The sequence below is a fragment of the Streptomyces sp. NPDC001070 genome (assembly GCF_053598835.1).
This window is the reverse complement of sequence record NZ_JBSFLB010000029.1, coordinates 78,439-104,676: the sequence shown is the minus strand read 5'-3', so window position 1 is coordinate 104,676 and position 26,238 is coordinate 78,439. Positions and strand designations below refer to the sequence as shown.

The following is a 26,238-nucleotide window of genomic DNA, read 5'->3' as shown; positions in this document are numbered from 1 at the left end:
ATGCTGCTGCTCGAACCCCTCGTCCCGGTGGACGGCTCCCTCCCGCCCGGCGTCCTCGCCGAACTGACGGAGCTGTACGCCTCCAACACCGCCTTCCACCGCGCCGGCGGGGACTTCCCCGACCCCGAGGACGTCACCGCCGAGCAGGTCGCGAGCAGCGTCAACGCCGAACTGGTCCACCCGGCGGTGGAGGTGCTGCTCGCCCGCGACAGCACCGACGGCACCCTCGCCGGGATCGCCGTCACCCTCGCCGAGCACCCGGACCCGCTCGACCCGTACCCCTGGATCGGCCTGCTGATGGTGCACGGCGGCCGACACCGCGCGGGCCTCGGACGCGAACTCGCCGGCCTGGTCGAGCAGCGACTGCGCGCGGCGGGCAGGGACGGCGTGCGCCTCGCGGTGCTCGACGCCAACCCGCGCGCGCTGGCGTTCTGGCGGGCGCTCGGCTACCAAGTGATCGACCACCGTGAGGACCGGCAGATGGGCCGCCCCTGCTCCGTCCTGCACAAGGACCTGCCTCCGGGGGCGCCGCGTACCATCGGCGGGTGATCGACCTCGGCTACTCGCTCTCCCGCCGCTTCCCCGACCCCCCGCAGACCGACTACCGCACCGCGGACGTGCGGGCGCTGCGCCACGACCTGTTCTGCGGGGACGTCTACCTGGCGGACGTGACGGCCGACCGCGAACTGTCCACAGCCTGGGGATGGGTGCCGGTCCTCGACTTCGCGTGGGCGCTGTGCGACATCGTCGAGCAGCTGGACCGGGACCCGCTCGGCAGCCGAGCCTCCCGCCCCCAGTACGCCGAGCTGGACTTCACCGAGTCCACCGACCGGCTGCGGTTCCAGCGCCGCTTCGGCTTCGTCGACGTCACCGCCGACTGGGCACCGGACGAGCGGCCGCTCTCCTTCGCCCACTCCGAGCTGCGCCGCGAGACCCGCGACTTCCTGCACGACCTGATCGCCGACCTCACCGACATGCACGACGGCCTGGACGCCAACCCCGCGATCTGGGACCTGCGGGCGCGCTTCCCGCGCGTATAGCCCGAATGGCGCAGCCCCGGGTGCGGGACCCGTTCGGCCGACGTCCACTTGGGGCATGGACGACTACAACTACCCGCTGCTGAACCTGTTCTGGACCATGCTCCTGATCTTCTGCTGGGTGCTGTGGTTCTTCCTGCTCTTCAGGATCATCGGCGACCTCTTCCGTGACCACACGGTGGGCGGGTGGGCCAAGGCCGGCTGGATCATCCTGCTGATCTTCCTGCCCTTCATCGGCGTGCTGATCTACATCATCGCCCGCGGCAAGGGCATGGCCGAGCGCGACCAGAAGCAGGCGAAGGAGATGGACGCGGCCTTCAAGCAGTACGTGCGCGAGGCCGCCTCGGGCGACGGCGGGGCGGCGGGCGGCAACGTCGACCAGCTGGCCAAGCTCGCCGAGCTCAAGAACCAGGGTCACATCACCGACGAGGAGTACGCCAAGGCGAAGGCGAAGCTCCTCGCTTGACCTCAAGCGGGGTTGAGGTCGAACAGTGGGCGGTGCGGATCATCCGACCGCCCACTGCCGATGTGTCCAGGGGGAAGCACCGTGCACGCCATCCGTCTCCACGCCTTCGGCCCGGCCGGGAACCTGCGGTACGAGAAGGCCGAGGACCCGCAGCCCGGCCCCGGCGAGGTGCGCATCGCCGTCGCCGCCGCCGGTGTCCACGTGATCGACACCGCCATCCGCTCCGGCGACCCCAAGGGCCCGTACCCGCTGCCGCCGCTGCCCACGATCCCCGGCCGCGAGGTCGCCGGCACCGTGGAGACCACCGGGGAGGACGTCGGTCCCGAGTGGCTCGGCAGGAGCGTCGTCGCCCACCTGGGCATGGTGCCGGGCGGCTACGCCGAACTCGCCGTCACCGCCGTCGGCAAGCTGCACGTGCTGCCCGAGGGCCGCGACGCCGCCGAGGCCGTCGCCATGATCGGCACCGGCCGCACGGCCATGGGCATCCTGCGCCAGGCCCCGTTGGGCCCCGGTGACACGGCCGTCGTCACCGCGGCGGCGGGCGGTCTGGGCAGCCTGCTGGTACAGGCCGCGCGGAACGCCGGCGCCGGCGTCCTGGGCCTGGCGGGCGGGCCGGTCAAGACCGGACGGGTGCTGGCCCTGGGCGCGGACGCCGCCGTCGACTACTCCGCGGAGGGCTGGACGGACAGGGCCCGGGAGGCCCTGGACGGGCGGCCCGGCACGGTCGTCCTCGACGCGGTCGGCGGCGACCTGGGCCGCGGCGCGGTGGGGCTGCTCGGCCCGGGCGGACGGCACGTGGTGTACGGCTGGGCGTCCGGGGGGCCACTGGAGTTCACGGCCGGGGAACTGGCCGCGCGCGGCATCACCTCCGAGGTCGTCCTGGGTCCCGCCATGCTGCGGATCGGGCTGCGCGCGCTGGAGGAGGAGGCCCTGGCGGAATGGGCGGCCGGGCGGCTCACCCCCGCCGTGCAGCGCTTCCCGCTCGCCGACGCCGCCGGCGCGCACGCGGCGCTGGAGAGCCGCGGCACGATGGGCAAGGTGGTCCTGGTCCCGTAGGGGCCGCCGCCGAACCGCTGCCCCCTGCCCTTTCCAGGACGGCTCTCCGCCTCGTTGCCGGAAGATCCGCCCGCCCGCGGCGCACAGGGCGCGGCCCCGGGGCCCCGTCGTGTGTGACCGCCCCGGTGGCGAGCCCATCGGCGCCGGCGCGGCGCCGGGCGCCGGATCCGATGGCGCGGCCGTGTGCCCATGGCGGGTCGCGGGCAGGGGGAAAACGTGACAACAGCCACGCACGCGCTGCGCGCGGTCCCGCTGACCGGCGGCCCGGTGGAGATCCGCGGCGCCCTCGACCTGGAGCGGACGAGCGCCGGTCTGCTGCCGCGCCGCCTGCCGGCGTGGACCCGCGCGCAGTACCCCGACGTCTTCATGGACGAGGTGACCGCCCTGCCGTCCGGCGTACGGCTGGCGTTCCGCACCGCGGCCCGGACGATCGAACTGGAGCTGCTGACCTCGGTGTGGCAGCTGGCGGGGACCTCCGAACCGCTGCCCGCCGGAGTCGTCGACCTGGTGGTCGACGGCGCACGCGCCGGCAGCGTCCCCGCACCGCCCGGGGACGTGCTCCACAAGCCGGACCTCTTCGCCGAGCCCTCGCGGCGCGAGCCGGGGGCACCGGGACGCGTCAGGTTCGGCGACCTGCCCGGGGGCGAGAAGGACGTCGAGCTGTGGCTGCCGCAGCAGACCCGCACCGAGCTCGTCGGGCTGTGGGCGGACGCCGAGGTGCTGCCGCCGCGCCCGACCGGCCGGCGCCGCTGGATCCACCACGGCAGCTCCATCAGCCACTGCGCCGCGGCCGACTCCCCGACCGCCACCTGGCCCGCGCTCGCCGCGGCCCTGGCCGGGGCGGAACTGCTCAACCTCGGGCTCGGCGGCAACGCCATGCTCGACCCGTACGTCGCCCGGACGATCCGGGACGTGCCGGCCGACCTGATCAGCCTGAAGCTCGGCATCAACATCGTGAACCGGGACGCCTTCCGGCTGCGCTCCTTCGGCCCGGCGGTGCACGGCTTCCTCGACACCGTCCGGGAGGGGCATCCGGACACCCCGCTGCTGGTGGTCTCGCCCATCAGCTGCCCCGTCGTCGAGACCACTCCCGGCCCGACCGCGCCGGACCTGTCCGCCCCCGTCCCGCGGGTCGTGGCGATGGGCAGCCCCGCGGACGTACCCGGCGGCGCCCTGACGCTCACCGTCATCCGGGCCGAGCTGGCCCGCATCGTCGCCGCCCGCGCCGCCTCCGGCGACCGGCATCTGCACTACCTGGACGGCCGCCGGCTGTTCGGCCCGGGTGACGTCGCCGACCTGCCCGACAACCTGCACCCCAACGCCGCGGGGTACCGGCGGATGGGCCGGCGCTTCGCGGCGCTCGCCTTCGGCCCCGGCGGGCCCTTCGCGGAGCGGCGCGGGGCGGGACGCGGCCCGGTCAGCCGGGTGTGAGCGGGCGCAGGACGCCGTCCGGGTCGTGGCGCCGCCACAGCTCGCGCACCCGCGCGCCGGTGGCCCCGGGGTAGGCGCGGTCGAAGACGTCGGGGCCGGTGCCGCTCTCGAAGTTCACGTACGAGCCGGTGGCGTGGTCCCGGACGGGCGCCCACACGTGTCGGAGGTCCTGCGCCGCGTACGGCGGGAAGTGGTTGCCCTGCGCGAGGACCTGCGCGGTGCGGTGCGCGTACGCGGTGGCGTCGGCCGGGGTGTCGTTGATCGCGCCCCCGAGGGAGCGCAGTTGGACGAAGGCGGGCCGGCGCCGGTCGCCCGCCGCCGCCATGACGGCGCGCGCCGCGTCCCGGGTCATCCCGGGCAGCAGGGAGTTGGTGCTCACGACGGGCTGCTGCCCGGTGTTCGGGTGCTGGTGCGCGGTGGAGACGAGCGCGGTGTACGGGGCCATGTGCGCGGAGGCCCGGAGCGGGCGGTGGCGTCCGGCCAGAAGGGGCCCGAGGGTGTCGCGCACGTGGTCGGGGTCGTCGTCGGCCACGGCCACGGAGACGGAGAGCGCCAGGCCGGGCCCGTTCGGCACGATCAGGGCGGCGGAGGTGAGCGTGCGCGGTGCGGCGGCCGTCGCGGACGCCCAGTGCGCGAGGGCGGCACCGTCCGCGTCGGCCTCGTAGACGAGCTGGGCGACGCCGATGTCCCCCAGTTCCATCGCCTCGATCTCGAAGGCGGTCACGATCCCGACGCCCCCGCCCGCGCCGCGCACCGCCCAGAACAGGTCCGGGTGGTGCGCGGCGTCGGCGCGCAGCGCGGTCCCGTCGGCCAGGACGAGCTCGACGGCACGGACCCGGTCGACGGTGAGGCCGTACACACGGGCGAGCCAGCCGATGCCGCCGGCGGTGGCCAGGCCGCCGGCCCCCACGTTGCCGTGGTCGCCCGAGCTGATGGCCAGACCGTGCGGGGCGAGCGCGGCCGCCACCGAGCCCCAGCGGGCGCCCGCCCCGACCCGCACCAGGCGGGCGGCGCGGTCCAGGACCCGGACGCCGTCGAGGGCCGAGAGGTCGATGACCACCCCTCCGTCGTTGGAGGACCGGCCGGACAGCCCGTGGCCTCCGCTGCGTACGGAGACGGCCAGGCCCTGCGCGCGGGCCGCCGCCAGCGCGGCGGCGACATCGCCGGCGTCGTGGACCAGGACCACGGCGGCGGGGCGGGCGATGGCGGTGTAGGTGGAGCTCAGCAGCGGGTAGCGGGGATCACCGGGCAGCACGGTCCGCCCCTTGAGCGCCCCCGGGGCGGCGAACGCGGCGGTCGTCATCGGCCCACCCGCTCGCGGACGGCCGGCACGACCTCGGCGGCGAAGACCTCCAGTTGCTGCCGGTGCGCGGTGAGCGGCCAGAACACGAAGGTGTCGAAGCGCAGCGCGGTCGCCCACTCGGCGAGGGTGTCCGCCCACCGGCCGACGCCGCCGTTCATGCCCGGGGCCCCGGAGCCGCCGATCACGCCGATGACGTTGTAGATGCGGCGGATCCGCGCCGGGTCGCGCCCGGCGGCGCGCGCGGCCTCGTCGATGATCCGCTGCCGCTCCGGCACCTCCTGGGGCGGCACGTAGATGTTCAGCGGCGAGATCCAGCCGTCCGCCGCCCGGCCGGCGACCGCCAGCATGCGCGGCCGCTGTCCGCCGAGCCACAGCTCCACCCGTCGCGGCGGCACCGGGCCCGCCTGGTAGCCGGGCACCGTGAGCATCTCTCCGCGGTGCCGTACCGGTCCGCCGTCCAGTGCCTGCCGCATGATCCGCAGGGACTCCTCCGTGTAGGCCACGGTCTCCCGCGGCGTCCGCGGGGGTGCCCCCATCGTGGCGATCGCCTCGGGGATGCCACCGCCGCCGACGCCGAGCCGGAACCGGCCGCCCGACACGGCGGCGAGGCTGGCCGCGGCCTTGGCCAGCATGACCGGGGGCCGCAGCTGCAGGTCGGCGACATCGGTGAACAGGGAGATCCGCGAGGTGCGGGCCGCCACGTGGGCGGCCAGCGTCAGCGCGTCGAGGTGCTCGGGCTGGTACGGGTGGTCCTGCAGGGCGAGCAGATCCAGCCCCGCGGCGTCCGCGGCGGCGGCCAGCTCCAGCGTCTCCGGCAGCCGGCCGGCGTCCGGGTCGAGGCTCAGGCCGAAGCGGAGCGGTTGTGGACGGTCGGTGGTGTTCATGGCTTCAGCGTCGGGGGGCCGGGGTCACCGGCAAAGAAAGGGATTAGCGGCTAACCTTTGGTAAGTGACCTTTCGCGACACGGACCCCGACATCGACGCCGAGGCCTGCACCGCCTTCCAGGCCGTCCTCGAACAGGTCGGCCGCCGCTGGACCGGCGCCGTCCTGCTGGCCGCGGCGCGCGGCGCGCGCCGCTTCACCGACTACCGCCGCATGGTGCCCGGCATCTCCGACCGCCTGCTCTCCCGGCGCCTCAAGGAAATGGAGGCCCTCGGCCTCATGACCCGCGAGGTCGTCCCCAGCACACCGGTCCAGGTCCTCTACCACCCCTCCGCCCGCGGCACCGAACTCCTCACCGCCCTCGAACCCCTCATCGCCTACGGCCTCCGCCACGCCCCCGCCCCGGCACCCCCGGACGCGGACCCGTCGGCCGCCTGACCCGGTCCGGCCACTGGTCAAGGCGGAACGACCCTGGTTTGACCACCGGATGACCGACGCCGGGACCGGAAACCACGACCGACTGCCCCGCGCCGCCGTCGTCCTGGGCGCCTGCTCCGTCGCCTTCTGGTTCTGCCGCCCCTTCTGGATGCTGACGTGGCTCATCGCGCTGCCCGCCGGCCTCTCGGGCGCCGGGCTCGGCTTCGTCGCGTACCGCACCGCGTCCCGCGAGGGCGCGAGCCGGGGCCGGTCCGTCACGGCCATGGCGCTCGGAGCCGTGGGGACGGCGGCCGCGATCGCCTACCTCGCCTTTCTGATCCGGCACCCGGACCTGGAGTGGACCCCCGCGCCCCTGCCGGGGCAGAACTGGGTGAGCCTGCCCCGGTAGCGGGCTCCGGCAGCAGCGCGGCGCGCGGCGCCCCTCCCTTGGTCTCCGCGTGTGGACGAAGGTGTCCGCGCGCGGAGACCCGTTGCCCGGCGCGCGCAACCCCTCAGCCCCGTAATTCCGCAACGAGTCACGTAAGCATCGCAAAAAATGAACACGCATCCGCACCTTGTCGGCATCAGACCGAAAACATCGCGCATGAGCCTTGTGGGGCGGCACGGCCGGTCCCTACTGTCGCCTCACCTCATGACGTCCGCTCCGCCTCGAACGTCCCGGGCGGTCGCGCCTTACGAGAGAAGAGCTGGGGATGACACGGACACGGAGCAGCAGCAGGAGAGCGTGGCGAAGAGCCGTGGCAGTGGTCGCGATGGCGGCCGGCGTCGGCATCGGCATCGGGCCGGTCGCCGGTACGGCGCAGGCGGGTGCCGTGCCGGCGCAGGGAGCGACAGGTCCGGTCGTGACGCGGGCGGCGCTGGATCCGGCGCTGGTCGCGGGGCGCGGCGCCGACCTGGGGTTCGAAGAGCAGGAGGCGGAGAACGCTGCGACGAACGGCGAGGTCATCGGCCCCGACCGCAGCGCCTACACGCTCCCGGCCGAGGCGTCCGGGCGGAAGGCGGTCACCCTGGAGCCGGGCCGGTACGTGGAGTTCACGCTCCCGGGCGCCGCCAACGCGATCACCGTGCGGTACAGCATCCCCGACGCGCCGGGCGGGGGCGGCATCACCGCGCCGCTCGACGTGACCGTCAACGGCCGCGCCCGCACGACGATGACGCTGACCTCCCAGTACGCCTGGCTCTACAACCAGTACCCCTTCTCCAACGACCCGCAGGCCGGGCTGCTCCACGACGACTGGTGGATCACCGAGTGCGGCTGCGTCCCCAACGCGACCACCCCGGCACCGGTGATCTCCAAGCCCTTCCGGCCGAACCACTTCTACGACGAGCAGCGCCTCCTGCTGGGCCGCACGTACAAGGCGGGCGACAGGATCCGGCTGACCGTCCCGGCGCGCGCCGGGGCCGTGCCGACGACCGTCGACCTCCTCGACTCACAACTGGTCGCCCCGCCCCGCGTCTCGCTCCTCGCCGCGAACGTGCTCGCCTTCGGCGCCGACCCGACCGGACGCCGGGACTCCGCGAGCGCCCTCGACAAGGCGATCGCCTTCGCCCGCCGCGCGCACCTGAAGGTCTACATCCCGCCGGGCACGTACCGGGTCAACCGGCACATCATCGTGGACGACGTGACGATCGAGGGCGCCGGCAGCTGGTACACGATCATCAAGGGCAAGGAGGTCGCGCTCGACTCCCCCGCGCCAGGAGGGTCCCCCAAGCCGGAGGCTGGGGGAGGCTCCGTCCACACCGGCGTCGGCTTCTACGGCAAGGACGCGTCGGCCGGCGGCAGCCGCGACGTCCACCTGTCGGGCTTCGCGATCGAGGGCGACGTCAGCGAACGCATCGACACCGACCAGGTGAACGGCGTCGGCGGGGCGATGAGCGACTCCACCGTCGAGGGCCTGTACATCCACCACACCAAGGTGGGCATGTGGTTCGACGGCCCGATGTCGAACCTGCGGATCACCGGCAACGTCATCACCGACCAGATCGCCGACGGCCTCAACTTCCACACCGGCGTGACGGATTCGGTCGTCCGCGACAACTTCGTCCGCAACTCCGGTGACGACGGGCTGGCGATGTGGTCGGAGAAGACCGGCAACGCCCGCAACACCTTCGACCACAACACCGTGCAGACGCCCGTGCTCGCCAACGGCATCGCGATCTACGGCGGCACGGACAACACCGTCTCCGGCAACCTGATCGCCGACCCCATCCGTGAGGGCAGCGCCCTCCAGGTGGGCTCCCGCTTCGGCGCCCAGCCGTTCACCGGGCATCTGTGGATCACCGACAACACCACCGTGCGGGCCGGTACGTACGAGCTGAACTGGAACATCGGCCTCGGCGCGATCTGGTTCTACGCACTGGAGCGGAACATCGACGCCGACATCCGGGTGACCGGCGACCACTTCCTCGACAGCACCTACAACGCGATCATGCTGGTCACCGACTGGCCGGTGAAGGACACGTACTCGATCACGGACGTGCACTTCAAGGACGTCCGGGTGGGCGGCACCGGCACCTCGGTCGTCAGCGCCCGGGCCGCGGGCTCGGCGTCCTTCGAGAACGTGGACGCCCGCAACGTCGGCGCGGTCGGGGTCGACAACTGCGGCTCCTTCAACTTCCCGGCCACCGGCTCCGAGTTCTCCCTGAACGACCTCGGCGGCAACGACGGCGGGGGCACCACCGGCCCGTGGCTGGGCACATGGGAGCTGCCCAACACCATCACCTGCGACGACCGCCCTCCGGTCGTCGTTCCCCCGGCCCCGTCCCCCTGGTGAGCCCCGCCCGGACCTGACCCGCGGGGTCCCGCGCGAGTCCGCCTCCGCGGGGGACCCCGGCCGTGGCCGGCATGGGGGCCTTCCCCGTACGCGCCTACGCGATCGTCACCGGAGCGGAAACCGACGGGCCCGGTCAGGGGAAGGCGGGAAGGGCGGGGGTCGCTCCGGGCGGACGTCGACGTAATCCGAGGCCGTGTTGCCGACGAGATGGCCGGTCCGGTCGCCTTGCCGAAGGTCACGGTCCAGGTGCCGTCCCGAGTCGCCCGTTCCGGATCGGCGAATCGGCCCTTGGCGTCGACGCCCAGGGCGTGCACGTACCGGTGGCTCCTGGCCCCGCGGGGCCGGAAGTACAGGGACACCTGGGTGTCGCGAGGAGCCTTCCGGACGGTGCCGCCGCGGTACCGGCCCTGGGCCGGATTCCGGCCTTGCGGCTGTTCGGGGGACTTGGCGTTGCAGTGTTCTGCCCCGTTCGTTGAGCAGGACCCAAGACCGAATCATCGAATGAGGTAGGTGGCTATGCATCGTCTGGCCAAGACTGTTCTCCTGACCGCCACTGCTGCGGCGGCAGCCGTGGGAAGCACCGGCGCGGCCTTCGCCGACGGCAAGGGCGGCCATGACAATGGGAGTGGTGCGACGGCCAAGGCAATTGCCGTCGGATCGCCAGGCTTTCACAGCGGCAACGTGTTCCAGCATCCGCTGAACCTCCCGACGAACCTCTGCGGCAACACGCACAACCACTTCGCCCTGCTGAACCCGACGCTCGGCAACGTCTGCATCAACAGTTAAGACAGCGGCGACGCGGTTGGTCACCGCCGTCGCTCTTCGGGCCCCGAAACACAACGCGCCTTCCTCCGCGCCGCCTTGAGTCGGGGCCCTTGCCATGCCCGAGCACCGACGACTGGCGACCGGAGTCGTCCATCGCACACCTGATTCAGTCTCGGATATCGCCAAGCCGGCACCACGGAGACGCTTTACCAGACGCGCACGGGCATACAGCCGGATACATAGACCGAAGACGGCCCCGGTCCCTTGCTGTCGGGTGTGAGGTCGGTGCAGCGACTTTGACCGGGAGCTGCTTCGGGCGCGAGTGATCAGGGCCCCTTGCGCCGGCCCGCGGATCGGGCAGGCTTGTGGACCTGCCCGTCAGTGCCCGGCGTGAGGCCGTGATCTTCGAGGCTCGCGCCGAATCCGGCCTTGTGCCCCGGTGTCCATGTGGGCGGACGGCGCGCCGAGCGGGCGAAGACCGGAGGCGTGGGCGCGGCCGGACGCGGGCCGCGCGCCGCCGCGCTTTGGCATGCGCGTCACCGAGGTCGCCGCAGTGCTGCCGGGCATGGCCGAGCGCTCGGTCTGGTGGTGCGGGTGCAGGAGGCCGCCAGAGGCGTGGTGACCCGGCCCGCCATCCGCGCCGCCGCCCACCGCGGAGCCCTCCCCGTCCCCGCGGCCGACGACCAGCACGTACGGCTCCACCCGGCGCCGTTGCTCGGCTCCGAGCGGCTGGAGTCCCCGGGGCCGCGTGACGTACGGACCTTCGTCGCCGAGGTGTCCCGCCGGACGACTCCTGCCACGGCCACAGAGGCCCACCGCGTGCTCCGTACGGCCCTCACCGCGGCCTGCCGGGAGGAACTGGCGACCCGGAACGTCGCCTCGCTCGTGGAGCCGCCCAAGGCCGTCGGCCGCGGGCTGCCTCCCTGGACGCTGGACGAAACGCTGACGTTCCTGGAGGAGGCCCGTCGCGATCCGCTCTACGCCGCCCTCGTCCTGGCCGTCGCCATCGGCCCGCGACGTGGAGACGGGGCTCCGCCGGCCGGGCATGGACCTCGGCGACCGGGTCTTGCGGTTCAGCAAGCAGGTGCAGCGCGTCGGCGGCGAGCTCTACGAGGACACCCCCAGGAGCGGCCGTCAGCCACATGGAGCGCCTGCTCAGGCGTCGCCTCGCCCGTGAGTGACCGCCCGCGCGGAGAGCAGAGGGCCGGCGCTCGTGGCGAGCGCCGGCCTTCGTCATGCGGGCGCCCCGCCGGCACCGCATCCTGGGACCACGGCCCCGCCCTGGTTCCTCGGCTCGAGCCGGGCGGGGCCGCCCGTCATCCCTGTGCGCCGCCCAGCCGGCGCCCGCTCCCTGGCGGGAGGAGTCCGGGCGCAGTGCCCGAGGGATCCCCCCAGATGCCTCCCGTGGGCACGAGAGGCCCTCGCCGCACTGCCGTGCCGGGGGCTTCTCGTTCCCGGCAGGCTTTGCCATTGAGGGCGCCCGCCGGCGCGCGTCGGGGTGTATACCTGAAGTAACCGCATAAAAACCCCAAAACGGTCGCATCGCTGCGCCTCTGAGGAGCCCACCATGTCCTACGGAGCCGGCGGTGCCGCCCGCGCCGCCCCTCGCCCCGATGTGCCCCTGGCCCGCGACTGCGAGGTATGCCTCGGCTGGGGAACCGTGGTCACCGACCAGGGGCGACACGAACTCTGCCCGGCCTGCCAATGCCGGGCTTGCCAAGTGGGGCGCGCGCAGTGATGATCCGCCCCACGATGACGAGGCCCCCACCGCGGCAACTGCGGTGGGGGCCTCGTGCCGTCGGAGATCGGCACTTGTGGCGAGCGCCGGCCCGCACCGTTGCAGCCTCCATCGGGTAGGACCGCCGTCCACGGCGCACCCGTACGGCATTTCTGAGCAGAAGGAGCCCTGCGGTGCCCGGCCATGGGGAGGTCTGCACCGCGCGCATCAGCCGGTGGGGGCTTCCTCGCCTCGGCTGGCGTCGCTCCCCGCGTGGTGACGGGGATCCCCGGGCACAGCCGGATCGGCATCACGACGGACGTCCACACGCACGTGACATCCGCCACACAGTGTGAGGCCGTCAGCCACTTGGACCACCTGCCCGGGCGTCGTCTCGACCGTGAGTGACCGCCCAGGTCGATGTCACCCGTGGATGTCGAACGCCCCTGACCGATCATGGTCCGGGGCGTTGTCGCTGCTCCCAACTGGAGCCGCCTGTCGGGTTCGAACCGACGACCTTCGCTTTACAAGAGCGGTGCTCTACCAGCTGAGCTAAGGCGGCACGGCACCGTGCCCGCTCCGGGATGGCCGGACGACGGGTGGGGCCACGAGAAGTGTACCCAGGCGGGGAGGGGGGAGGACTCGGGAATTCGGGGCCGGGAGGGTGCTGACAAAGCGGGGCGGTGCGGGTAGCGTCACGGGAGGTCCACGCCTTGTGGACTAGACCTCATTCCTTTACTCGGATCGTCCGGCACGTTCCTGCCGGTGAAGGGAACGCATCACCATGGCCACTGTCACCTTTGACAAGGCAACCCGGATCTACCCCGGGTCCGAGCGCCCCGCCGTCGACGCGCTTCAGATCGACATCGAGGACGGCGAGTTCCTCGTCCTCGTCGGCCCGTCGGGCTGCGGCAAGTCGACCTCCCTCCGCATGCTGGCCGGCCTGGAGGACGTCAACGCCGGCGCGATCCGGATCGGTGACCGGGACGTCACCCACCTTCCGCCCAAGGACCGGGACATCGCCATGGTGTTCCAGAACTACGCGCTGTACCCGCACATGACGGTCGCGGACAACATGGGCTTCGCCCTGAAGATCGCGGGCGTGAACAAGGCCGAGATCCGCAAGCGGGTCGAGGAAGCCGCCAAGATCCTGGACCTCACCGAGTACCTGGGCCGCAAGCCGAAGGCGCTCTCCGGTGGTCAGCGCCAGCGTGTGGCGATGGGCCGCGCGATCGTGCGTGAGCCGCAGGTGTTCCTCATGGACGAGCCGCTGTCCAACCTGGACGCGAAGCTCCGTGTCCAGACCCGTACGCAGATCGCCTCGCTGCAGCGCCGCCTCGGCGTCACCACGGTGTACGTCACCCACGACCAGACCGAGGCCATGACCATGGGCGACCGCGTGGCGGTCCTCAAGGACGGTCTGCTGCAGCAGGTCGACACCCCGCGGAACATGTACGACAAGCCGGCCAACCTCTTCGTCGCGGGCTTCATCGGCTCGCCGGCGATGAACCTGGTCGAGGTGCCGATCGCCGACGGCGGCGTGAAGTTCGGCAACTCGGTGGTGCCGGTCGAGCGTGACGCGGTGCAGGCCGCGGCCGACAAGGGCGACCGCACGGTCACCGTCGGCGTCCGCCCGGAGCACTTCGACATCGTCAACGGTGACGGCTCCGGCCTGTCCAAGGACGCGCCGGCGGGCCTGGCCGTGACGGTGAACGTCGTCGAGGAGCTGGGCGCGGACGGTTTCGTCTACGGCTCGGCCGAGGTCGGCGGCGAGCACAAGGACCTGGTCATCCGCGTCGGCGGCCGCCAGGTGCCGGAGAAGGGCTCCGTGCTGCACGTCGTTCCGCGTGCCGGCGAGAGCCACGTCTTCTCGACCTCCAGCGGTGAGCGTCTGAGCGACTGAGCCACCGAGCTCGGAGCTCCGCGACGGACACACGTGGCCCGGCCCCCGCGCAAGGGGGGCCGGGCCACGGCCGTTCCCAGGCCGCGCATAACACCACATTTCCTGCCATAGGAAGGCGTTTCGACCATGTTCGTCAATGTGCACGTAGTTGATCAAGGGGCATTCATCACTCATCAGAGTGGCTAAATGTCGCCAAATCATCACTCCTCGCTACCATCGCTGCCGTGAACCAGGTAGCCCGCCGCATCGGCAAGTCACTCGCCCTCGTCCTCCCGGTCGTCCTCGTGCTCTCAGGCACCCTCGCCGTCACCCGCGTCCCGTGGGCCACTTCGGCGTCCGAGGCCCAAGTCCTCACCGCCTCGCACCAGAAGAACGCGCTGTCCGAGCGGTCGGCCCCGCAGGAGGTGCTCCGCCGCAGCCTGCTGGGCGAGCTGCAGGAGAAGAACCCCGGCATCGCCCTGACGCACCTGCAGCGCGAGATGGCCGAGCGGCCCTCGCTGGCGCAGTACTGCGGCTCGATCGCCAGGTCCCTCGGCCGGGCCGCGGTCGCCAAGTACGGCTCGGTGCAGCGCGCCCAGGCCTGGTCGCGTCCGGTCTGCGACACCGCCTTCGCGACGGGCGTGGCCTCCCTCGGATGACCCGCGAGCCGGGTCGCGTAGGGTGCGCTCATGAACGGCGCGCCCCCGACCTCCCAGGCGGTGACCCAGGCCGTCCTCCTCGCCGGAGGACAGGGCTCCCGCCTGAGGCCCTACACCGACACCCTCCCCAAGCCGATGATCGAGATCCCCGGGACCGGGGTCCCGATCATCGGCCATCAACTCGCCTGGCTGGCCGCCGAGGGCGTCACCGACGCCGTGGTCTCGTGCGGCCACCTCGCTGAGGTCCTCCAGGAGTGGCTCGCCGGCGCGGCGGCCGACCTGCCGCTGCGGGTGACCACCGTCATCGAGCGCGAGCCGCTGGGACGCGGCGGCGGCCTGAAGTACGCCGCCGCCTCGCTGCCCCGGCCGCAGGAGGCCTGGTACGCCACCAACGGCGACATCTGGACCCGCTTCTCGCTGCGGGATATGGCCGCCTTCCACTTCGAGCGCGCCGCGGTCGCCACGCTGGCACTGGCCCGGCCGCGCATCCCGTGGGGCGCCGTGGAGACCAACGAGTTCGGCCATGTCCTGGACTTCATCGAGGCGCCGCCCTCGCCGTTCCTCATCAACGCGGGCGTCTACGTCTTCTCCCCCGAGTTCACCGAGTTGCTCCCGGAGCGCGGTGACCACGAGCGCACCACCTTCCCCCAACTCGCCCGGGAACGGCGGCTCGCGGGCTTCCCGCTGCCCCAGGGCGCGTACTGGCGGGCCATCGACACCGCGAAGGACCTGACCGAGGCCGCGAAGGAGCTCGCCTCCCAGGCGTGAGCGCACGCGCCGTACGCGGCGGGCCGGGGCGCACCGCGGCACGACGGCAACGACGAGGAGGCGGCCGGAGGAGAGAACCTCCGGCCGCCTCTTCTCGTGTGCCGTACGGGCGTTACGCGACCTTGCCGGACCCGTGCCGCGCCGGGGCGCCGAACAGCCAGCCGGAGGTCTCTCCGCTGCCCAGCAGCCCGCCGAGGGCGCCGCCGCTGTCGGAGGAGCCGCCACCGCCGCCGGCGCCGCCGTTGCCGCCGCCCGTCGTGGGCGGGTTGCTCGGCAGCGTCGGGCGGGACGGGACGGACGGCACGGTCTGCGAAGGTCCGCCGCCGGTGCCGCCCCCGGTACCGGTGTTCGTGGAGCCGGGGCGTGAGTGCGTGGCGTTGGGCGCCGAGGACGCCGCTCCGGGCGCCGGACGCGAGGGGGACGGGGACGACGAGGGACCGCCGGAACGGCCCGCCGAGGGGGCCGTGGAGGGCCTGGCCGACTTCTCGCCGGGCACCTCGGGCAGCGGGGAGCCCTCGAGGTTGTTGGTCGGCAGGTCGGTCGGGGCCGGGAGCTCGGAGCGCGGGCTGGTGGACCGTACGGCGGTGCCGAGGGTGGCCCCGACGACCAGCGAGAGCCCGGCCAGCACCGTGGCGAGCACCGCGCCGCGCCGCAGCACCCGGCGCCGCAGCTCCCACAGCGGGGTGCGCGGGCCGAGCTTGCGCCAGGCCTCGCTCGCCAGGCGGCCGTCGGCGGAGTAGACCGGTGCGCCGGCGATGACCAGCGGGCTCCAGGCGGCCAGCATGATGATGTCGGGCGTGTCGTAGGCCGGCACGGTCCGCCAGCTCACCGTCACCAGCAGGGCCGTCGACAGCATCACGCCGATCGACGCCGCGAACCGCTGCCAGAGCCCGAAGACCGTCAGCACACCCGCGATGACCTGCAGGAAGGCCACCGTCAGCCCGGCACCGATGGGGTGCGCCAGCGCGAGATCGCGCAGCGGCTCGGCCATCCCCCACGGGTGGAGCGAGCCGAGCCAGGTCACCATCGAGCCGCGCTTGCCGCCGTCGAAGTAGACGGGGTCGCAGAGCTTGCCCATGCCGGCGTAGATGGAGATGAAGCCCAGGAAGATGCGGAGCGGCAGCAGCACGATGCCGAGGTTCATGCGGCGGCCGGGGTAGTAGGCGTGCCGGATCGGCTCGGCCCGGTCGCGGGCGCGGCCGTGCTCGCTGCCGGGCTCCCCGTACGACTCGAAGTCGGTGTCCTCGTCACCGGGGTCGCCGGGGGCGCCGTGCGGCGCGGCGTAGGCGAACTCACCGGTGTCCTCGGGGTCGAGGTAGTCGTCGTAGGCGCCGCGCGCGGGGCGGATGCCGCCCAGCATCTCGCCGGGCGCCGGCGGCCGGCGGGGCGGGCCGAGGACGGGCTGCGGCGGCTCCTCGATCCGCGGCAGCACCTGCGTCGCGGCGCCCACGTCCGGGCCGCCGTCCATCTGGCCGTGGCGCACGGCCGCGAGCAGCTGGGTGGCGGCGGCGTCGCCGGGTTCGCTGCGCCCGGACCACACCAGGGGCGCGCCGCGCCGCTGCGCGGCGGCGGAGGGTCGTACGGAGGTGGGAATGACGGGGACGCGCTGGGTCCTCGCCAGCGCGCGTCCCGACGTAGCGCCGAGCTGCACGCGGAAACTCGCGTGATTGACGATGACCTGGGCCGGGTCGGAGGAGACCTTGAGCATGTTGAGCACAGGCTCGTCAGTGACCGCCGACGACCGTCCCCCCGGAGGAGTGCGGGGTGTTCTGGTGTCCACACTCATCTAACCGAGTGACACCCGATAAGGACACTGTGTGACGGGCCCCGTTGTGTCCGAGGCCCGTCAATCAGGGGTTACGGCCGGTTCAGGCCCGGCGGCGCGCCGCCTCGTAGAGCACGATGCCCGCCGCGACGCCGGCGTTCAGCGACTCGGCGCCGCCCGGCATCGGGATGCGCACGCGCAGGTCGCAGGTCTCGCCGACGAGCCGGGACAGGCCCTTGCCCTCCGAGCCCGCGACGATGACGACCGGCCCGGCGAGCGCCTCGAGGTCCTGGAGCTCGAGCTCGCCGTCGGCGGCGAGGCCGACGACCGTGAGGCCCGCCTTCTGGTACGCCTCCAGCGTCCGGGTGAGGTTGGTGGCGCGGGCGACCGAGACCCGGGCGGCGGTGCCGGCCGAGGTCTTCCAGGCACCGGCGGTCATCCCGGCGGCGCGGCGCTCGGGGACGACGACCCCGTGGCCCCCGAAGGCGGCGACGGAGCGGACGACGGCGCCGAGGTTCCGCGGGTCGGTGACCCCGTCCAGTGCCACGATCAGCGGGTCCTCGCCTGCGTCGAAGGCCTCGGCGGCGAGGTCCTCGGGGTGGGCGTACTCGTACGGCGGGATCTGCAGCACCAGGCCCTGGTGGTTGAGCCCGTTGGTGATGCGGTCCAGCTCCGGGCGCGGGGCCTCCATCAGCGGGACGCCGCGCTCGGTGGCGAGTTTGATGGCCTCGCGCACCCGTTCGTCGTTGTCGATGAACTGCTGGACGTAGACCGCCGAGGCCGGGATGTCGGCGCGCAGCGCCTCCACCACCGGGTTGCGCCCGGCCACCAGCTCGGAGGTGGACTTGGCGCCCCGGCCCGAGGGGCGGCGCGACTGCGCGGACGCGGCGCGCTTGGCCCTGGCGTTCGCGGCACGCTGCTTGGCGTGCCCCTTGCGCGCCTCCGCGGGCGGGGTGGGGCCCTTGCCCTCCAGGGCCCTGCGCCGCTGCCCGCCGCTACCGACCGTGGCGCCCTTCTTGTTGGACGTGCGGCGGTTCCTGCGCTGGCTGTTGCCGGCCATGGGTCACCTGTTTCCTGCTGCTGTTGCTGCTACTGCGTGAACGAACGTACGTGTCAATGATGGCGCGGGCGCCCGGCTACCGGGAGCCGAGCGACCAGCGCGGCCCGGAGGGGGTGTCCTCGATCTCCAGCCCGGACTGCTGGAGCCGGTCGCGGATGGCGTCGGCGGTCGCGTAGTCCTTGCGCCCGCGGGCCGACTCCCGCTGCTCCAGCACCAGCCGGACGAGCGAGTCCACGACCCCGTGCAGGTCCTCGCTGCGCTCGCCGCCGGACCAGTGCTCGTCGAGCGGGTCCAGGCCGAGCACGCCGAGCATCGCGCGCACCTCGGCGAGGCGGGCGACGGCGGTCTCCTTGTCGTCGGCGGTGAGCGCCGAGTTGCCCTGCCGGACGGTGGTGTGGACGATCGCCAGCGCCTGCGGGACGCCCATGTCGTCGTCCATCGCCTCGGCGAAGGCCGGCGGCACCTCGGCGGCCGGCTCGACCGGGCCCGCCATCTCGACGACCCGCTGCACGAAGCCCTCGATCCGCGCGAACGCCGACTCGGCCTCGCGCAGCGACTCCTCGCTGTACTCGATCATCGAGCGGTAGTGCGGGGTGCCGAGGTAGTAGCGCAGCACGATGGGCCGCCAGCGCTTGGTCATCTCGCTCACGAGGACCGAGTTGCCGAGCGACTTGCTCATCTTCTCGCCGCTCATCGTGACCCAGGCGTTGTGCATCCAGTACGCGGCGAAGTCGTCGCCGTACGCCTTGGCCTGCGCGATCTCGTTCTCGTGGTGCGGGAAGATCAGGTCGATCCCGCCGCCATGGATGTCGAAGGCGCTGCCCAGGTACTTGTGGGCCATCGCCGAGCACTCCAGGTGCCAGCCGGGCCGGCCGCGGCCCCATGGGGTCTCCCAGGAGGGCTCGCCGGGCTTGGCGGCCTTCCACATGGCGAAGTCGCGCTGGTCGCGCTTGCCGGTCTCCCCCTCGCTCTCCGGCTGGCGGAGGTTGTCCAGCTCCTGGTTGGACAGCTCCAGGTAGCCGGGGAAGGAGCGGACGTCGAAGTAGACGTTGCCCTCGGACTCGTAGGCGTGGCCGCGCTCGATGAGGCCGCGCATCATCTCGATCATCTCGGGGATGTGGCCGGTGGCGCGCGGTTCGTACGTGGGCGGCAGGCAGCCGAGCACGTCGTAGCCCTCGTTGAAGGCCCGCTCGTTCTCGTAGCCGATCGCCCACCAGGGGCGGCCCTGCTCGGCGGACTTGGCGATGATCTTGTCGTCGATGTCCGTGACGTTGCGGACGAAGGTCACGTCGTAGCCGCGGTGGGCGAACCAGCGCCGCATGATGTCGAAGTTCAGATCGGACCTGATGTGCCCGATGTGCGGGGCCGCCTGCACGGTCGCGCCGCACAGGTAGATCGAGACGCAGCCCGGCCGGAGCGGGGTGAAGTCACGGACCTGGCGCGCGTTGGTGTCGTACAGGCGAATAGTCACGCATCAAGGGTAGTGGCCCCGGGTGCGTGCGCCGTCCGCTCGGCGTGAGCTTCACGGTGTCGTAACGCCCGGGGGCACCGTGGAGCGGCTCGCGGGGGCCGGCCGGAGGCCGCGCGCTTCACCCGTACGACGGACGGCGCGGCCCGCGGGCGGCCGGGCAACTCACTCCCGCCGCACGTCACTTCGCCCGGCGGACCACCAGTGCGGTGGCGACCGCGGCCAGTCCCTCGCCACGTCCGGTGAAGCCCAGGCCGTCGGTCGTCGCGCCGGAGACCGCCACAGGGGCGCCCACCGCGGCGGACAGGATCTCCTGCGCCTCGTCGCGGCGCTTGCCGATCTTGGGGCGCGGGCCGATGACCTGGACCGCCACGTTGCCGATGGCGTAGCCCGCCTCGCGGACGATCCGGGCGGCCTCCGTGAGCAAGGTCACACCGGACGCGCCCGACCATTCCGGCCTTCCGGTGCCGAAGTGCGCGCCCAGGTCGCCCATCCCCGCGGCGGAGAACAGCGCGTTGCAGGCGGCGTGCGCGACGACGTCGGCGTCGGAGTGCCCGGCGAGGCCGTCGCCCTCGCCCTCCCAGAGCAGGCCGGCGACCCACAGCTCGCGGCCGGCCTCGAAGGCGTGGATGTCGGTGCCGATCCCCACCTGGGGCAGCGGCGGGATCGCGGGGTCCTGCTCGGCGCCCGTCGGCTCAGTACTCATCGGCGGCCCTCCGGCGGGCGAGGACCGCCTCGGCGAGGACGAGATCCAGCGGGCGGGTGACCTTGAAGGCCTCCTCGTGGCCCGGTACGACCAGCACCGGGACGCCGAGCCGCTCGACCATGCTCGCGTCGTCCGTGACCTGGCCGGTGACCGTGGTGTGCGCCTTGAGCAGCGTCGCCCGGTCGAAGCCCTGGGGGGTCTGCACGGCGCGCAGCAGCGAGCGGTCCGGGGTGCCGACGACGGTGTCGGTGGCCGGGGCGATCTCCTTGACCGTGTCGGCGAGCGGCACTCCCGGCACGACGGCCGAGGCGCCCTCCCGTACGGCGGCGGCGACGGCGTCGACCATGTCGACCGGCACGAGCGGGCGGGCGGCGTCGTGGACGAGCACCACCTCGACCTCGTCCGGCAGCGCGGCCAGCCCCAGCCGTACCGATTCCTGGCGGCTCTCGCCGCCGGCGACGACCTTGATGTCCTTCGCCTCGGGCAGGCCGTGGCTGTCCAGCAGCGCCCTGACCTCGGCGACCCCGTCCGGGGGCGCCACCACGACGACCAGTGACACCGCGCGGGCGCGGGTCATGGCGCGCACGGCGTGCACGAGGATCGGAACGCCGCCCAGGGTGCGCAGCGCCTTGGGCGCACCGGGGCCGAGCCGGACTCCGCGTCCGGCGGCGGGAATGACTGCCGCGGTAGTCAGGTTTGTGTCCTTGGCCGAAATGGGTATCGCCTCAACGTGCCGGGCACGAAGCCCCTGTCGGACCCTTCCGTGACACCGACAGGGCCGGCTGCCCGGGCCCGGCACTCAGTATGCAGGGGGAAGCGGCGCGCGAACGAAGACGAGGGGGCTCCTCGGCGCCGTCGAAATGCCGGGAAGGTGTTCTGGCATGCCGCAGTGCCCGGCGTATGGGACGCACCGGGCACCGCAGCGGAAATCCGCGTCAGGACGCGAGGACCTCGTCGAGGAGGGTCTCGGCCTTGTCCTCGTTGGTGTTCTCCGCGAGCGCGAGCTCACTGACCAGGATCTGGCGGGCCTTGGCGAGCATGCGCTTCTCGCCGGCCGACAGCCCGCGCTCCCGCTCACGACGCCACAGGTCACGCACGACTTCCGCGACCTTGATGACATCGCCGGAGGCGAGCTTCTCCAGATTTGCCTTGTAGCGGCGGGACCAGTTCGTGGGCTCCTCGGTGTACGGTGCGCGCAGCACCTCGAAGACCCGGTCCAGCCCTTCCTGACCGACCACGTCGCGCACGCCGACGAACTCCGCATTGTCCGCGGGCACGCGTACCGTCAAGTCGCCCTGGGCGACCTTGAGCACCAAGTAGGTCTTGTCCACGCCTTTGATCTGGCGAGTTTCGATGGCCTCGATCAGCGCGGCCCCGTGATGGGGATAGACCACGGTGTCGCCAACCTTGAACGTCATGTGACAGGTACCCCTTCCGTGGCTATCCAGGGTAACACGGGAACGGCTGGTTCTGAATGGCGTTTTCGCAGGTCAGGGCATATCTCGGGGCTTGACAAGTGCGCCTGGAACGTGCTGCGAGTGGGTACCGGAAGGCGGAATTCGCAGGTCGGAGCCGGTATCGAGGGGGCCGGAAACGCGCCCGTTACACCCCACGGACGGCCGAAGCAAGGGGAGGAACATCCCGATTTGTCGCTCTCTTGCGGGGGGTCTCTCGCTACTCCGTTCGGCCCCCGAGGGCTTCCCGTGATCCATTTTCGTACCACACCGGATTTCCGTCCGGTGGTTGAACAGGAAATGGATCTTGCCGCAGTGGCGGGAATCGTTCGGCGGAATCCCGGAATGGATTCCGTCAGGACCGCGCCGGTACGCGCCGGAGCCCCGCGAAGGGCCGTCAGGGGCCCTCAGGACGCCTCCGGGACACCCGGGCGGGTGAAGCCTCGCCCCGCCGAGGGGTGGCCCGGTGCGGGCACGGAACACGGGCTCGGTAACCTAAGCCAGCACCAGGTAAGCCGTAAGTCCCGTACGTCCGTACCTCCGTACCCCGCCCAAGGAGATGCCGCCGCCGTGAGCAGCAGCCTTCGACGCGGCGTCCTCGCCGCCGCCCTCGCACTCTCGATCGCCCCGCTCACCGCTTGCGCCGCCGGGAACAGCGCCGACACGCTGCGCATCAGGCCGGACAACGCCGCCACCAGCGTCGGCGACATCGAGGTCCAGAACGTCGTGGTGCTCACGCAGGCCACTTCCGACGGCTCCTCCTCGGTGACGGCCAAGGTCTTCAACAACGGCGACGACGAGCAGACCCTGCAGTCCGTCAAGGTCGGCTCCAAGGACGCCGACCTGTCCGCCCCGATCACGGTGCCGGGCCACAGCTCCCTGCTGCTCGGCGGCGACGGCAACCCGGCGGCCCTCTTCAAGGGGGGTTCCGAGAGCAAGAACGACGGCGACTTCCAGAAGGTCGTCTTCGACTTCAGCAAGACCGGCGAGGTCTCCCTGCAGGCCCTCGCACTGCCCGCGGCCGGCTACTACGCGTCGTTCGGCCCGACCCAGAAGGCCGCGCCGAGCGAGTCGGCAAGCCCGAGCGGGTCGCCCGCCGAGGGCGCCACCGGGACGGCCTCGCCCACCGCGACGGAGACGGTCACCTCGTCGCCCGCCGGCTGACACCGACCACGCGGAGGGGGCCCCGGGAGCGATGTGCTCCCGGGGCCCCCTCCGCGTGCGGTTCACGGCTCGAACTTGTAGCCCAGGCCACGGACCGTCACCAGGTAGCGCGGCGCACCCGGGTGCGGCTCGAGCCCGATCCCGCGTGCGCTCCTCGCACCGCCCGGCCCCCAGGGGGCCTCACGGGCTTCGCAGCGCTGTGCCGGACTCCGTCCGGCCTCCCCTTCCGCGTGCGGTTCACGGCTCGAACTTGTAGCCCAGGCCACGGACCGTCACCAGGTAGCGCGGCGCACCCGGGTCCGGCTCGATCTTGGCGCGGAGGCGCTTGACGTGGACGTCGAGGGTCTTGGTGTCCCCGACGTAGTCGGCGCCCCAGACCCGGTCGATGAGCTGCATACGGGTCAGCACCCGGCCCGCGTTGCGCAGCAGCATCTCCAGGAGGTCGAACTCCTTCAGCGGCAGGTCGACCTTGCCTCCGCCCACCGTGACGACGTGCCGGTCGACGTCCATCCGGACCGGGCCGGCCTCCAGGGCGGCGGGGGAGATTTCCTCCGGCTCGCCACGGCGGCGCAGGACCGCGCGGATGCGAGCGACCAGCTCGCGGGAGGAGAAGGGCTTCGTGACGTAGTCGTCCGCTCCTATTTCGAGGCCGACAACCTTGTCGATCTCGCTGTCCTTCGCGGTGACCATGATCACCGGGACGTTGGACTTCAGCCGCAGCTGGCGGCAGACCTCGGTGCCGGGCAGGCCCGGCAGCATCAGGTCGAGCAGGACCAGGTCGGCGCCGTTGCGCTCGAACTCGTCCAGCGCGTCGGGCCCGGTCGCCGAGATGGCGACCTCGAAGCCCTCCTTGCGGAGCATGTACGACAGGGCATCACTGAAGGACTCTTCGTCCTCGACGACGAGTACTCGGGTCACGGGAGGACCTCCGGGGCGGGGATGTGATCGGGAAACGTCTCGTAGAGGGCGGGGGAAGAGCCGGATCCCGGTTCGGGGCCGGCGTCCTCCGCCGCCACGGCGGTGGAGCGGTCCCGGCCGTCCCGGGTCGCCGCGGCTTCGGGCAGCCGCAGAGTGAAGGTGGAGCCCTGGCCTTCGGCGCTCCACACCGTGACCTCCCCGCCGTGGGAGGCGGCCACGTGCTTGACGATGGACAGACCGAGGCCGGTGCCGCCGGTGGCGCGCGAACGCGCCGGGTCGACCCGGTAGAACCGCTCGAAGATGCGGTCCCGGTCCTTTTCGGAGATGCCGATTCCCTGGTCGGTCACGGAGATCTCGACCAGGTCGCCGCTGGGCGTGGCGACCCTGCGGCCCGCGATCCCCACGCGGGTGCGGGCCGGGCTGTAGTTGACCGCGTTCTCGACGAGATTGCCGAGCGCGGCCGCGAGCTGGCCGCGGTTGCCCCAGATGCGCAGGTCGGGGGCACCGCCGGTGACCATGGTGATCTGCTTGGCGTTCGCCGGGTGGCGGCAGCGGTCCACCGCCTCGGCGACGAGGTCGTCGACGGCGACGGGCTCGGCGTCGTCGAGGGGGCTGTCGTCCTGGACCCGGGAGAGGTCGATGATCTCCTGGACCAGGCTGGTCAGCCGGGCGGCCTCGATCTGCATCCGGCCCGCGAAGCGCTCGACGGCCTCGGGGTCGTCACTGGCGTCCATCACCGCTTCGGAGAGCAGCGACAGCGCGCCGACCGGGGTCTTGAGCTCATGGCTCACGTTGGCGACGAAGTCGCGCCGTACCGCCTCGATGCGCCGGGCGTCGGTCAGGTCCTCGACCAGCAGCAGCACCAGGCGGGAGCCCAGTGGTGCCACCCGGGCGGAAACCGCGAGGCCCTCGCCGCGGCCGGCGCCCCGGCGTGGCAGGTCCAGTTCCACCTGCCGTATCTCGCCGTCCCGCCGGGTCTCCCGGGCCATCTGCAGCATCTGGTCGACGGCGAGCCTGCCGCCACGGACCAGTCCGAGGGCGTACGCCGCCGAGCTGGCCTTGACCACCGTGTCGCCCTCGTCGAGGACGACGGCCGACGAGCGCAGCACGGAGAGCACCGTGTCCACGCCCGGCGGTAGTACGGCTGCGGCGTCGGGCCGCAGGGATGTGCGCGTGGGGCGGGCCTGTTCCCGCTCGCTCCAGCGGAACGCGAGCACAGCGATCACACCGGTACAGAGCCCGGCGATCGCACTGGCTGCGGCGACTGCCGCGTTCACGTCCATACACCCAGGTTAGGGGGACGGAATGAGTGGCCCACAGCCATGGAAGCGTCTTCTCGAACGCGCGTTGCCAAGAGTTCACCGTGGTGTCAGCGCTGATTCATTCCGGATGCTCGGGCGGTACGCGTCCGCGCGCGAGCGTGGGAGCGTGTCAGCCTGGAGGACAATCCTCTTTTCGAACAGCTGAAGCGGCAAGGAAAGGAACGCGATGCGCGACGCATACCATGAGGAACTCGACTCGATCGGTGACGGCCTGGTCGAGATGGCCCGGCTGGTGGGATCCGCGATCGGGCGGGCCACCACGGCGCTGCTCGATGCCGACCTCAAGCTCGCGGAGAGCGTGATCGCCGCCGACGAGAAGGTGGACGACCTGCAGCGCGAGCTCGAGAACCGGGCAATCACCCTGCTCGCCCGCCAGCAGCCCGTCGCGACCGATCTGCGGATCGTCGTCACCAGCCTGCGCATGAGCGCCGACCTGGAGCGCTCGGGCGACCTCGCCCGGCATGTGGCGAAGCTCGCACGCCTGCGCTTCCCGAACACCGCCGTCCCGCGCGACCTGCACAGCACGATCCTGGAGATGGGTCAGCTGGCGCAGCGCCTGATGGCCAAGGCCGCCGAGGTCATCGTCACCAAGGACGTCGACGACGCGCTGCAGCTGGAGGCGGACGACGACCGCATGGACGAGCTGCACCGCACGCTCTTCCAGCACCTGCTCGACGACCGCTGGAAGCACGGCATCGAGACGGCCGTGGACGTCACGCTCGTCGGCCGCTACTACGAGCGCTTCGCCGACCACGCGGTCTCGGTGGCCAAGCGCGTCGTCTACCTCGTCACCGGCGAGCACGCGGACGAGCTGACCCCGCCTCCCACCCCGATCCCGGCGGAGTAGTACGGCGCGGCGCGCGGGGCGGGGGCGTCGCCCGCCCCGCGTAACGCTTCCGCGCGCCGTTGATGCGCCGGTGGGGGACGCCGTTCACTGGTGGCAGGCATGCAGGCAGCCGTCACCAACGGCAGAGGAGGGTAACGATGCCCGAGTCCCCCACTTCGCCCACCGCCCGCGACCAGCCGTCCCCAGAGGGGAGCCCGCAATCCGTCGGCATCCGCGAGCTGCCGCTGCTCGGAGCATGCGGCTGCGGATCAGGCTGCGGATGCGGCTGCCAGTCCGGAGCGCCGTGCCGCTGCGGCGGCAGCTGCTGACTCCACCGGCTCCAGGCCACCCGCGCTCTTCAGGGTCGGGGGCCCGTC

24 protein-coding genes, 1 tRNA gene and 1 pseudogene are annotated in these 26,238 nt (G+C 72.5%); 15 read left to right on the top strand and 11 right to left on the bottom strand.

Annotated elements, in window-relative coordinates:
- From ACWDAS_RS31025 to ACWDAS_RS31005, 5 genes are all read left to right on the top strand, one after another.
- Complete coding sequence (locus ACWDAS_RS31025) at window positions 1-549, top strand: GNAT family N-acetyltransferase (RefSeq protein WP_450397631.1); 549 nt, start codon at window positions 1-3, stop codon at window positions 547-549.
- The gene (locus ACWDAS_RS31020; RefSeq protein ID WP_450397629.1) at window positions 546-1,040 is read left to right on the top strand and encodes a hypothetical protein; all 495 of its coding nucleotides are present in this window, start codon (window positions 546-548) and stop codon (window positions 1,038-1,040) included. The genes ACWDAS_RS31025 and ACWDAS_RS31020 overlap by 4 nt, the downstream gene beginning before the upstream one ends.
- A 55-nt stretch (window positions 1,041-1,095) precedes the next feature.
- The gene (locus ACWDAS_RS31015; protein ID WP_450397627.1) at window positions 1,096-1,503 is read left to right on the top strand and encodes an SHOCT domain-containing protein; all 408 of its coding nucleotides are present in this window, start codon (window positions 1,096-1,098) and stop codon (window positions 1,501-1,503) included.
- Between the two features lie 81 nt (window positions 1,504-1,584).
- A complete protein-coding gene (locus tag ACWDAS_RS31010; protein ID WP_450397626.1) occupies window positions 1,585-2,559 on the top strand; it encodes a zinc-binding dehydrogenase in 975 nt (324 codons plus the stop codon).
- Between the two features lie 189 nt (window positions 2,560-2,748).
- On the top strand, window positions 2,749-3,990 hold the full coding sequence (locus ACWDAS_RS31005; RefSeq protein ID WP_450397624.1) for a GDSL-type esterase/lipase family protein: 1,242 nt from the start codon (window positions 2,749-2,751) through the stop codon (window positions 3,988-3,990).
- Here the strand turns inward: ACWDAS_RS31005 and ACWDAS_RS31000 are convergent.
- Both ACWDAS_RS31000 and ACWDAS_RS30995 read right to left on the bottom strand, forming a co-directional pair.
- The gene (locus tag ACWDAS_RS31000) at window positions 3,977-5,293 is read right to left on the bottom strand and encodes an FAD-binding oxidoreductase (protein ID WP_450397622.1); all 1,317 of its coding nucleotides are present in this window, start codon (window positions 5,291-5,293) and stop codon (window positions 3,977-3,979) included. The two genes, ACWDAS_RS31005 and ACWDAS_RS31000, sit on opposite strands and share 14 nt — an antisense overlap.
- Complete coding sequence (locus ACWDAS_RS30995; protein WP_450397621.1) at window positions 5,290-6,177, bottom strand: LLM class flavin-dependent oxidoreductase; 888 nt, start codon at window positions 6,175-6,177, stop codon at window positions 5,290-5,292. The genes ACWDAS_RS31000 and ACWDAS_RS30995 overlap by 4 nt, the downstream gene beginning before the upstream one ends.
- Window positions 6,178-6,241: 64 nt before the next feature.
- Between ACWDAS_RS30995 and ACWDAS_RS30990 the strand changes: the two genes are divergently transcribed.
- The 5 genes and pseudogenes from ACWDAS_RS30990 to ACWDAS_RS30970 all read left to right on the top strand — a co-directional run.
- Window positions 6,242-6,613 carry a winged helix-turn-helix transcriptional regulator gene (locus ACWDAS_RS30990; protein WP_450397619.1) on the top strand — a complete coding sequence of 124 codons (372 nt, stop codon included), beginning with the start codon at window positions 6,242-6,244 and terminating at the stop codon, window positions 6,611-6,613.
- Window positions 6,614-6,662: 49 nt separating this feature from the next.
- The gene (locus ACWDAS_RS30985) at window positions 6,663-7,001 is read left to right on the top strand and encodes a hypothetical protein (RefSeq protein WP_450397618.1); all 339 of its coding nucleotides are present in this window, start codon (window positions 6,663-6,665) and stop codon (window positions 6,999-7,001) included.
- 364 nt (window positions 7,002-7,365) lie between these two features.
- Complete coding sequence (locus ACWDAS_RS30980) at window positions 7,366-9,387, top strand: glycosyl hydrolase family 28-related protein (protein WP_450397668.1); 2,022 nt, start codon at window positions 7,366-7,368, stop codon at window positions 9,385-9,387.
- Window positions 9,388-9,903: 516 nt separating this feature from the next.
- The gene (locus ACWDAS_RS30975) at window positions 9,904-10,173 is read left to right on the top strand and encodes a chaplin (protein WP_450397616.1); all 270 of its coding nucleotides are present in this window, start codon (window positions 9,904-9,906) and stop codon (window positions 10,171-10,173) included.
- Between the two features lie 660 nt (window positions 10,174-10,833).
- Window positions 10,834-11,290 (top strand): annotated as a pseudogene (locus tag ACWDAS_RS30970) (site-specific integrase); the annotation flags it as partial.
- Between the two features lie 1,065 nt (window positions 11,291-12,355).
- Here ACWDAS_RS30970 and ACWDAS_RS30965 read toward each other — a convergent pair.
- A tRNA-Thr gene (locus tag ACWDAS_RS30965) sits at window positions 12,356-12,431 on the bottom strand.
- A gap of 222 nt (window positions 12,432-12,653) precedes the next feature.
- On the opposite strand from ACWDAS_RS30965, the gene ACWDAS_RS30960 reads away from it, so the two are divergent.
- The 3 genes from ACWDAS_RS30960 (at window position 12,654) to ACWDAS_RS30950 (ending at window position 15,178) form a co-directional block, all read left to right on the top strand.
- Window positions 12,654-13,772, top strand: coding sequence for an ABC transporter ATP-binding protein (locus ACWDAS_RS30960; RefSeq protein ID WP_450397615.1), 1,119 nt, complete (start codon window positions 12,654-12,656; stop codon window positions 13,770-13,772).
- Between the two features lie 224 nt (window positions 13,773-13,996).
- Window positions 13,997-14,410: a hypothetical protein gene (locus tag ACWDAS_RS30955; RefSeq protein ID WP_450397614.1), complete on the top strand. Its 414-nt coding sequence runs from the start codon at window positions 13,997-13,999 to the stop codon at window positions 14,408-14,410.
- A gap of 30 nt (window positions 14,411-14,440) precedes the next feature.
- On the top strand, window positions 14,441-15,178 hold the full coding sequence (locus ACWDAS_RS30950; RefSeq protein WP_450397613.1) for a nucleotidyltransferase family protein: 738 nt from the start codon (window positions 14,441-14,443) through the stop codon (window positions 15,176-15,178).
- Window positions 15,179-15,290: 112 nt separating this feature from the next.
- Here the strand turns inward: ACWDAS_RS30950 and ACWDAS_RS30945 are convergent, their stop codons facing one another.
- The 6 genes from ACWDAS_RS30945 to ACWDAS_RS30920 form a co-directional block, all read right to left on the bottom strand.
- Window positions 15,291-16,964, bottom strand: a complete 1,674-nt coding sequence (locus ACWDAS_RS30945) for a DoxX family protein (protein WP_450397611.1) — start codon at window positions 16,962-16,964, stop codon at window positions 15,291-15,293.
- An 82-nt stretch (window positions 16,965-17,046) separates the two neighbouring features.
- Window positions 17,047-18,003, bottom strand: a complete 957-nt coding sequence (rlmB, locus tag ACWDAS_RS30940; protein WP_450397609.1) for a 23S rRNA (guanosine(2251)-2'-O)-methyltransferase RlmB — start codon at window positions 18,001-18,003, stop codon at window positions 17,047-17,049.
- Window positions 18,004-18,079: 76 nt separating this feature from the next.
- The gene (gene cysS, locus ACWDAS_RS30935) at window positions 18,080-19,474 is read right to left on the bottom strand and encodes a cysteine--tRNA ligase (protein ID WP_450397607.1); all 1,395 of its coding nucleotides are present in this window, start codon (window positions 19,472-19,474) and stop codon (window positions 18,080-18,082) included.
- Between the two features lie 178 nt (window positions 19,475-19,652).
- A complete protein-coding gene (ispF, locus tag ACWDAS_RS30930; RefSeq protein WP_450397605.1) occupies window positions 19,653-20,177 on the bottom strand; it encodes a 2-C-methyl-D-erythritol 2,4-cyclodiphosphate synthase in 525 nt (174 codons plus the stop codon).
- Complete coding sequence (ispD, locus tag ACWDAS_RS30925) at window positions 20,167-20,898, bottom strand: 2-C-methyl-D-erythritol 4-phosphate cytidylyltransferase (protein WP_450397667.1); 732 nt, start codon at window positions 20,896-20,898, stop codon at window positions 20,167-20,169. The genes ispF and ispD overlap by 11 nt, the downstream gene beginning before the upstream one ends.
- A 214-nt stretch (window positions 20,899-21,112) precedes the next feature.
- Window positions 21,113-21,595 carry a CarD family transcriptional regulator gene (locus ACWDAS_RS30920; RefSeq protein ID WP_018559600.1) on the bottom strand — a complete coding sequence of 161 codons (483 nt, stop codon included), beginning with the start codon at window positions 21,593-21,595 and terminating at the stop codon, window positions 21,113-21,115.
- 606 nt (window positions 21,596-22,201) lie between these two features.
- On the opposite strand from ACWDAS_RS30920, the gene ACWDAS_RS30915 reads away from it, so the two are divergent.
- Window positions 22,202-22,795 (top strand): DUF461 domain-containing protein, encoded by a 594-nt coding sequence (locus ACWDAS_RS30915; protein ID WP_450397603.1) that lies wholly within the window; start codon window positions 22,202-22,204, stop codon window positions 22,793-22,795.
- Between the two features lie 237 nt (window positions 22,796-23,032).
- Here the strand turns inward: ACWDAS_RS30915 and ACWDAS_RS30910 are convergent, their stop codons facing one another.
- Together ACWDAS_RS30910 and ACWDAS_RS30905 are read right to left on the bottom strand one after the other, a co-directional pair.
- Window positions 23,033-23,713 carry a response regulator transcription factor gene (locus ACWDAS_RS30910; RefSeq protein ID WP_031525271.1) on the bottom strand — a complete coding sequence of 227 codons (681 nt, stop codon included), beginning with the start codon at window positions 23,711-23,713 and terminating at the stop codon, window positions 23,033-23,035.
- The gene (locus ACWDAS_RS30905) at window positions 23,710-24,996 is read right to left on the bottom strand and encodes a sensor histidine kinase (protein ID WP_450397601.1); all 1,287 of its coding nucleotides are present in this window, start codon (window positions 24,994-24,996) and stop codon (window positions 23,710-23,712) included. The genes ACWDAS_RS30910 and ACWDAS_RS30905 overlap by 4 nt, the downstream gene beginning before the upstream one ends.
- A gap of 205 nt (window positions 24,997-25,201) precedes the next feature.
- On the opposite strand from ACWDAS_RS30905, the gene phoU reads away from it, so the two are divergent.
- The gene (gene phoU / locus ACWDAS_RS30900; RefSeq protein ID WP_450397599.1) at window positions 25,202-25,882 is read left to right on the top strand and encodes a phosphate signaling complex protein PhoU; all 681 of its coding nucleotides are present in this window, start codon (window positions 25,202-25,204) and stop codon (window positions 25,880-25,882) included.
- The last annotated feature ends 356 nt before the right edge of the window (window positions 25,883-26,238 follow it).

What these genes read in the sequence shown, in the direction of transcription:
- ACWDAS_RS31025 (WP_450397631.1), top strand. Translation starts at nt 1, where the DNA reads ATGCTGCTGCTCGAACCCCTCGTCCCGGTGGACGGCTCCCTCCCGCCC.
- ACWDAS_RS31015 (WP_450397627.1), top strand. Translation starts at nt 1,096, where the DNA reads ATGGACGACTACAACTACCCGCTGCTGAACCTGTTCTGGACCATGCTC.
- ACWDAS_RS31005 (WP_450397624.1), top strand. Translation starts at nt 2,749, where the DNA reads ATGGCGGGTCGCGGGCAGGGGGAAAACGTGACAACAGCCACGCACGCG.
- ACWDAS_RS31000 (WP_450397622.1), bottom strand. Translation starts at nt 5,293, where the DNA reads ATGACGACCGCCGCGTTCGCCGCCCCGGGGGCGCTCAAGGGGCGGACC.
- ACWDAS_RS30995 (WP_450397621.1), bottom strand. Translation starts at nt 6,177, where the DNA reads ATGAACACCACCGACCGTCCACAACCGCTCCGCTTCGGCCTGAGCCTC.
- ACWDAS_RS30985 (WP_450397618.1), top strand. Translation starts at nt 6,663, where the DNA reads ATGACCGACGCCGGGACCGGAAACCACGACCGACTGCCCCGCGCCGCC.
- ACWDAS_RS30980 (WP_450397668.1), top strand. Translation starts at nt 7,366, where the DNA reads ATGGCGGCCGGCGTCGGCATCGGCATCGGGCCGGTCGCCGGTACGGCG.
- ACWDAS_RS30975 (WP_450397616.1), top strand. Translation starts at nt 9,904, where the DNA reads ATGCATCGTCTGGCCAAGACTGTTCTCCTGACCGCCACTGCTGCGGCG.
- ACWDAS_RS30960 (WP_450397615.1), top strand. Translation starts at nt 12,654, where the DNA reads ATGGCCACTGTCACCTTTGACAAGGCAACCCGGATCTACCCCGGGTCC.
- ACWDAS_RS30950 (WP_450397613.1), top strand. Translation starts at nt 14,441, where the DNA reads ATGAACGGCGCGCCCCCGACCTCCCAGGCGGTGACCCAGGCCGTCCTC.
- ACWDAS_RS30945 (WP_450397611.1), bottom strand. Translation starts at nt 16,964, where the DNA reads ATGAGTGTGGACACCAGAACACCCCGCACTCCTCCGGGGGGACGGTCG.
- rlmB (WP_450397609.1), bottom strand. Translation starts at nt 18,003, where the DNA reads ATGGCCGGCAACAGCCAGCGCAGGAACCGCCGCACGTCCAACAAGAAG.
- ispF (WP_450397605.1), bottom strand. Translation starts at nt 20,177, where the DNA reads ATGAGTACTGAGCCGACGGGCGCCGAGCAGGACCCCGCGATCCCGCCG.
- ACWDAS_RS30920 (WP_018559600.1), bottom strand. Translation starts at nt 21,595, where the DNA reads ATGACGTTCAAGGTTGGCGACACCGTGGTCTATCCCCATCACGGGGCC.
- ACWDAS_RS30905 (WP_450397601.1), bottom strand. Translation starts at nt 24,996, where the DNA reads ATGGACGTGAACGCGGCAGTCGCCGCAGCCAGTGCGATCGCCGGGCTC.
- phoU (WP_450397599.1), top strand. Translation starts at nt 25,202, where the DNA reads ATGCGCGACGCATACCATGAGGAACTCGACTCGATCGGTGACGGCCTG.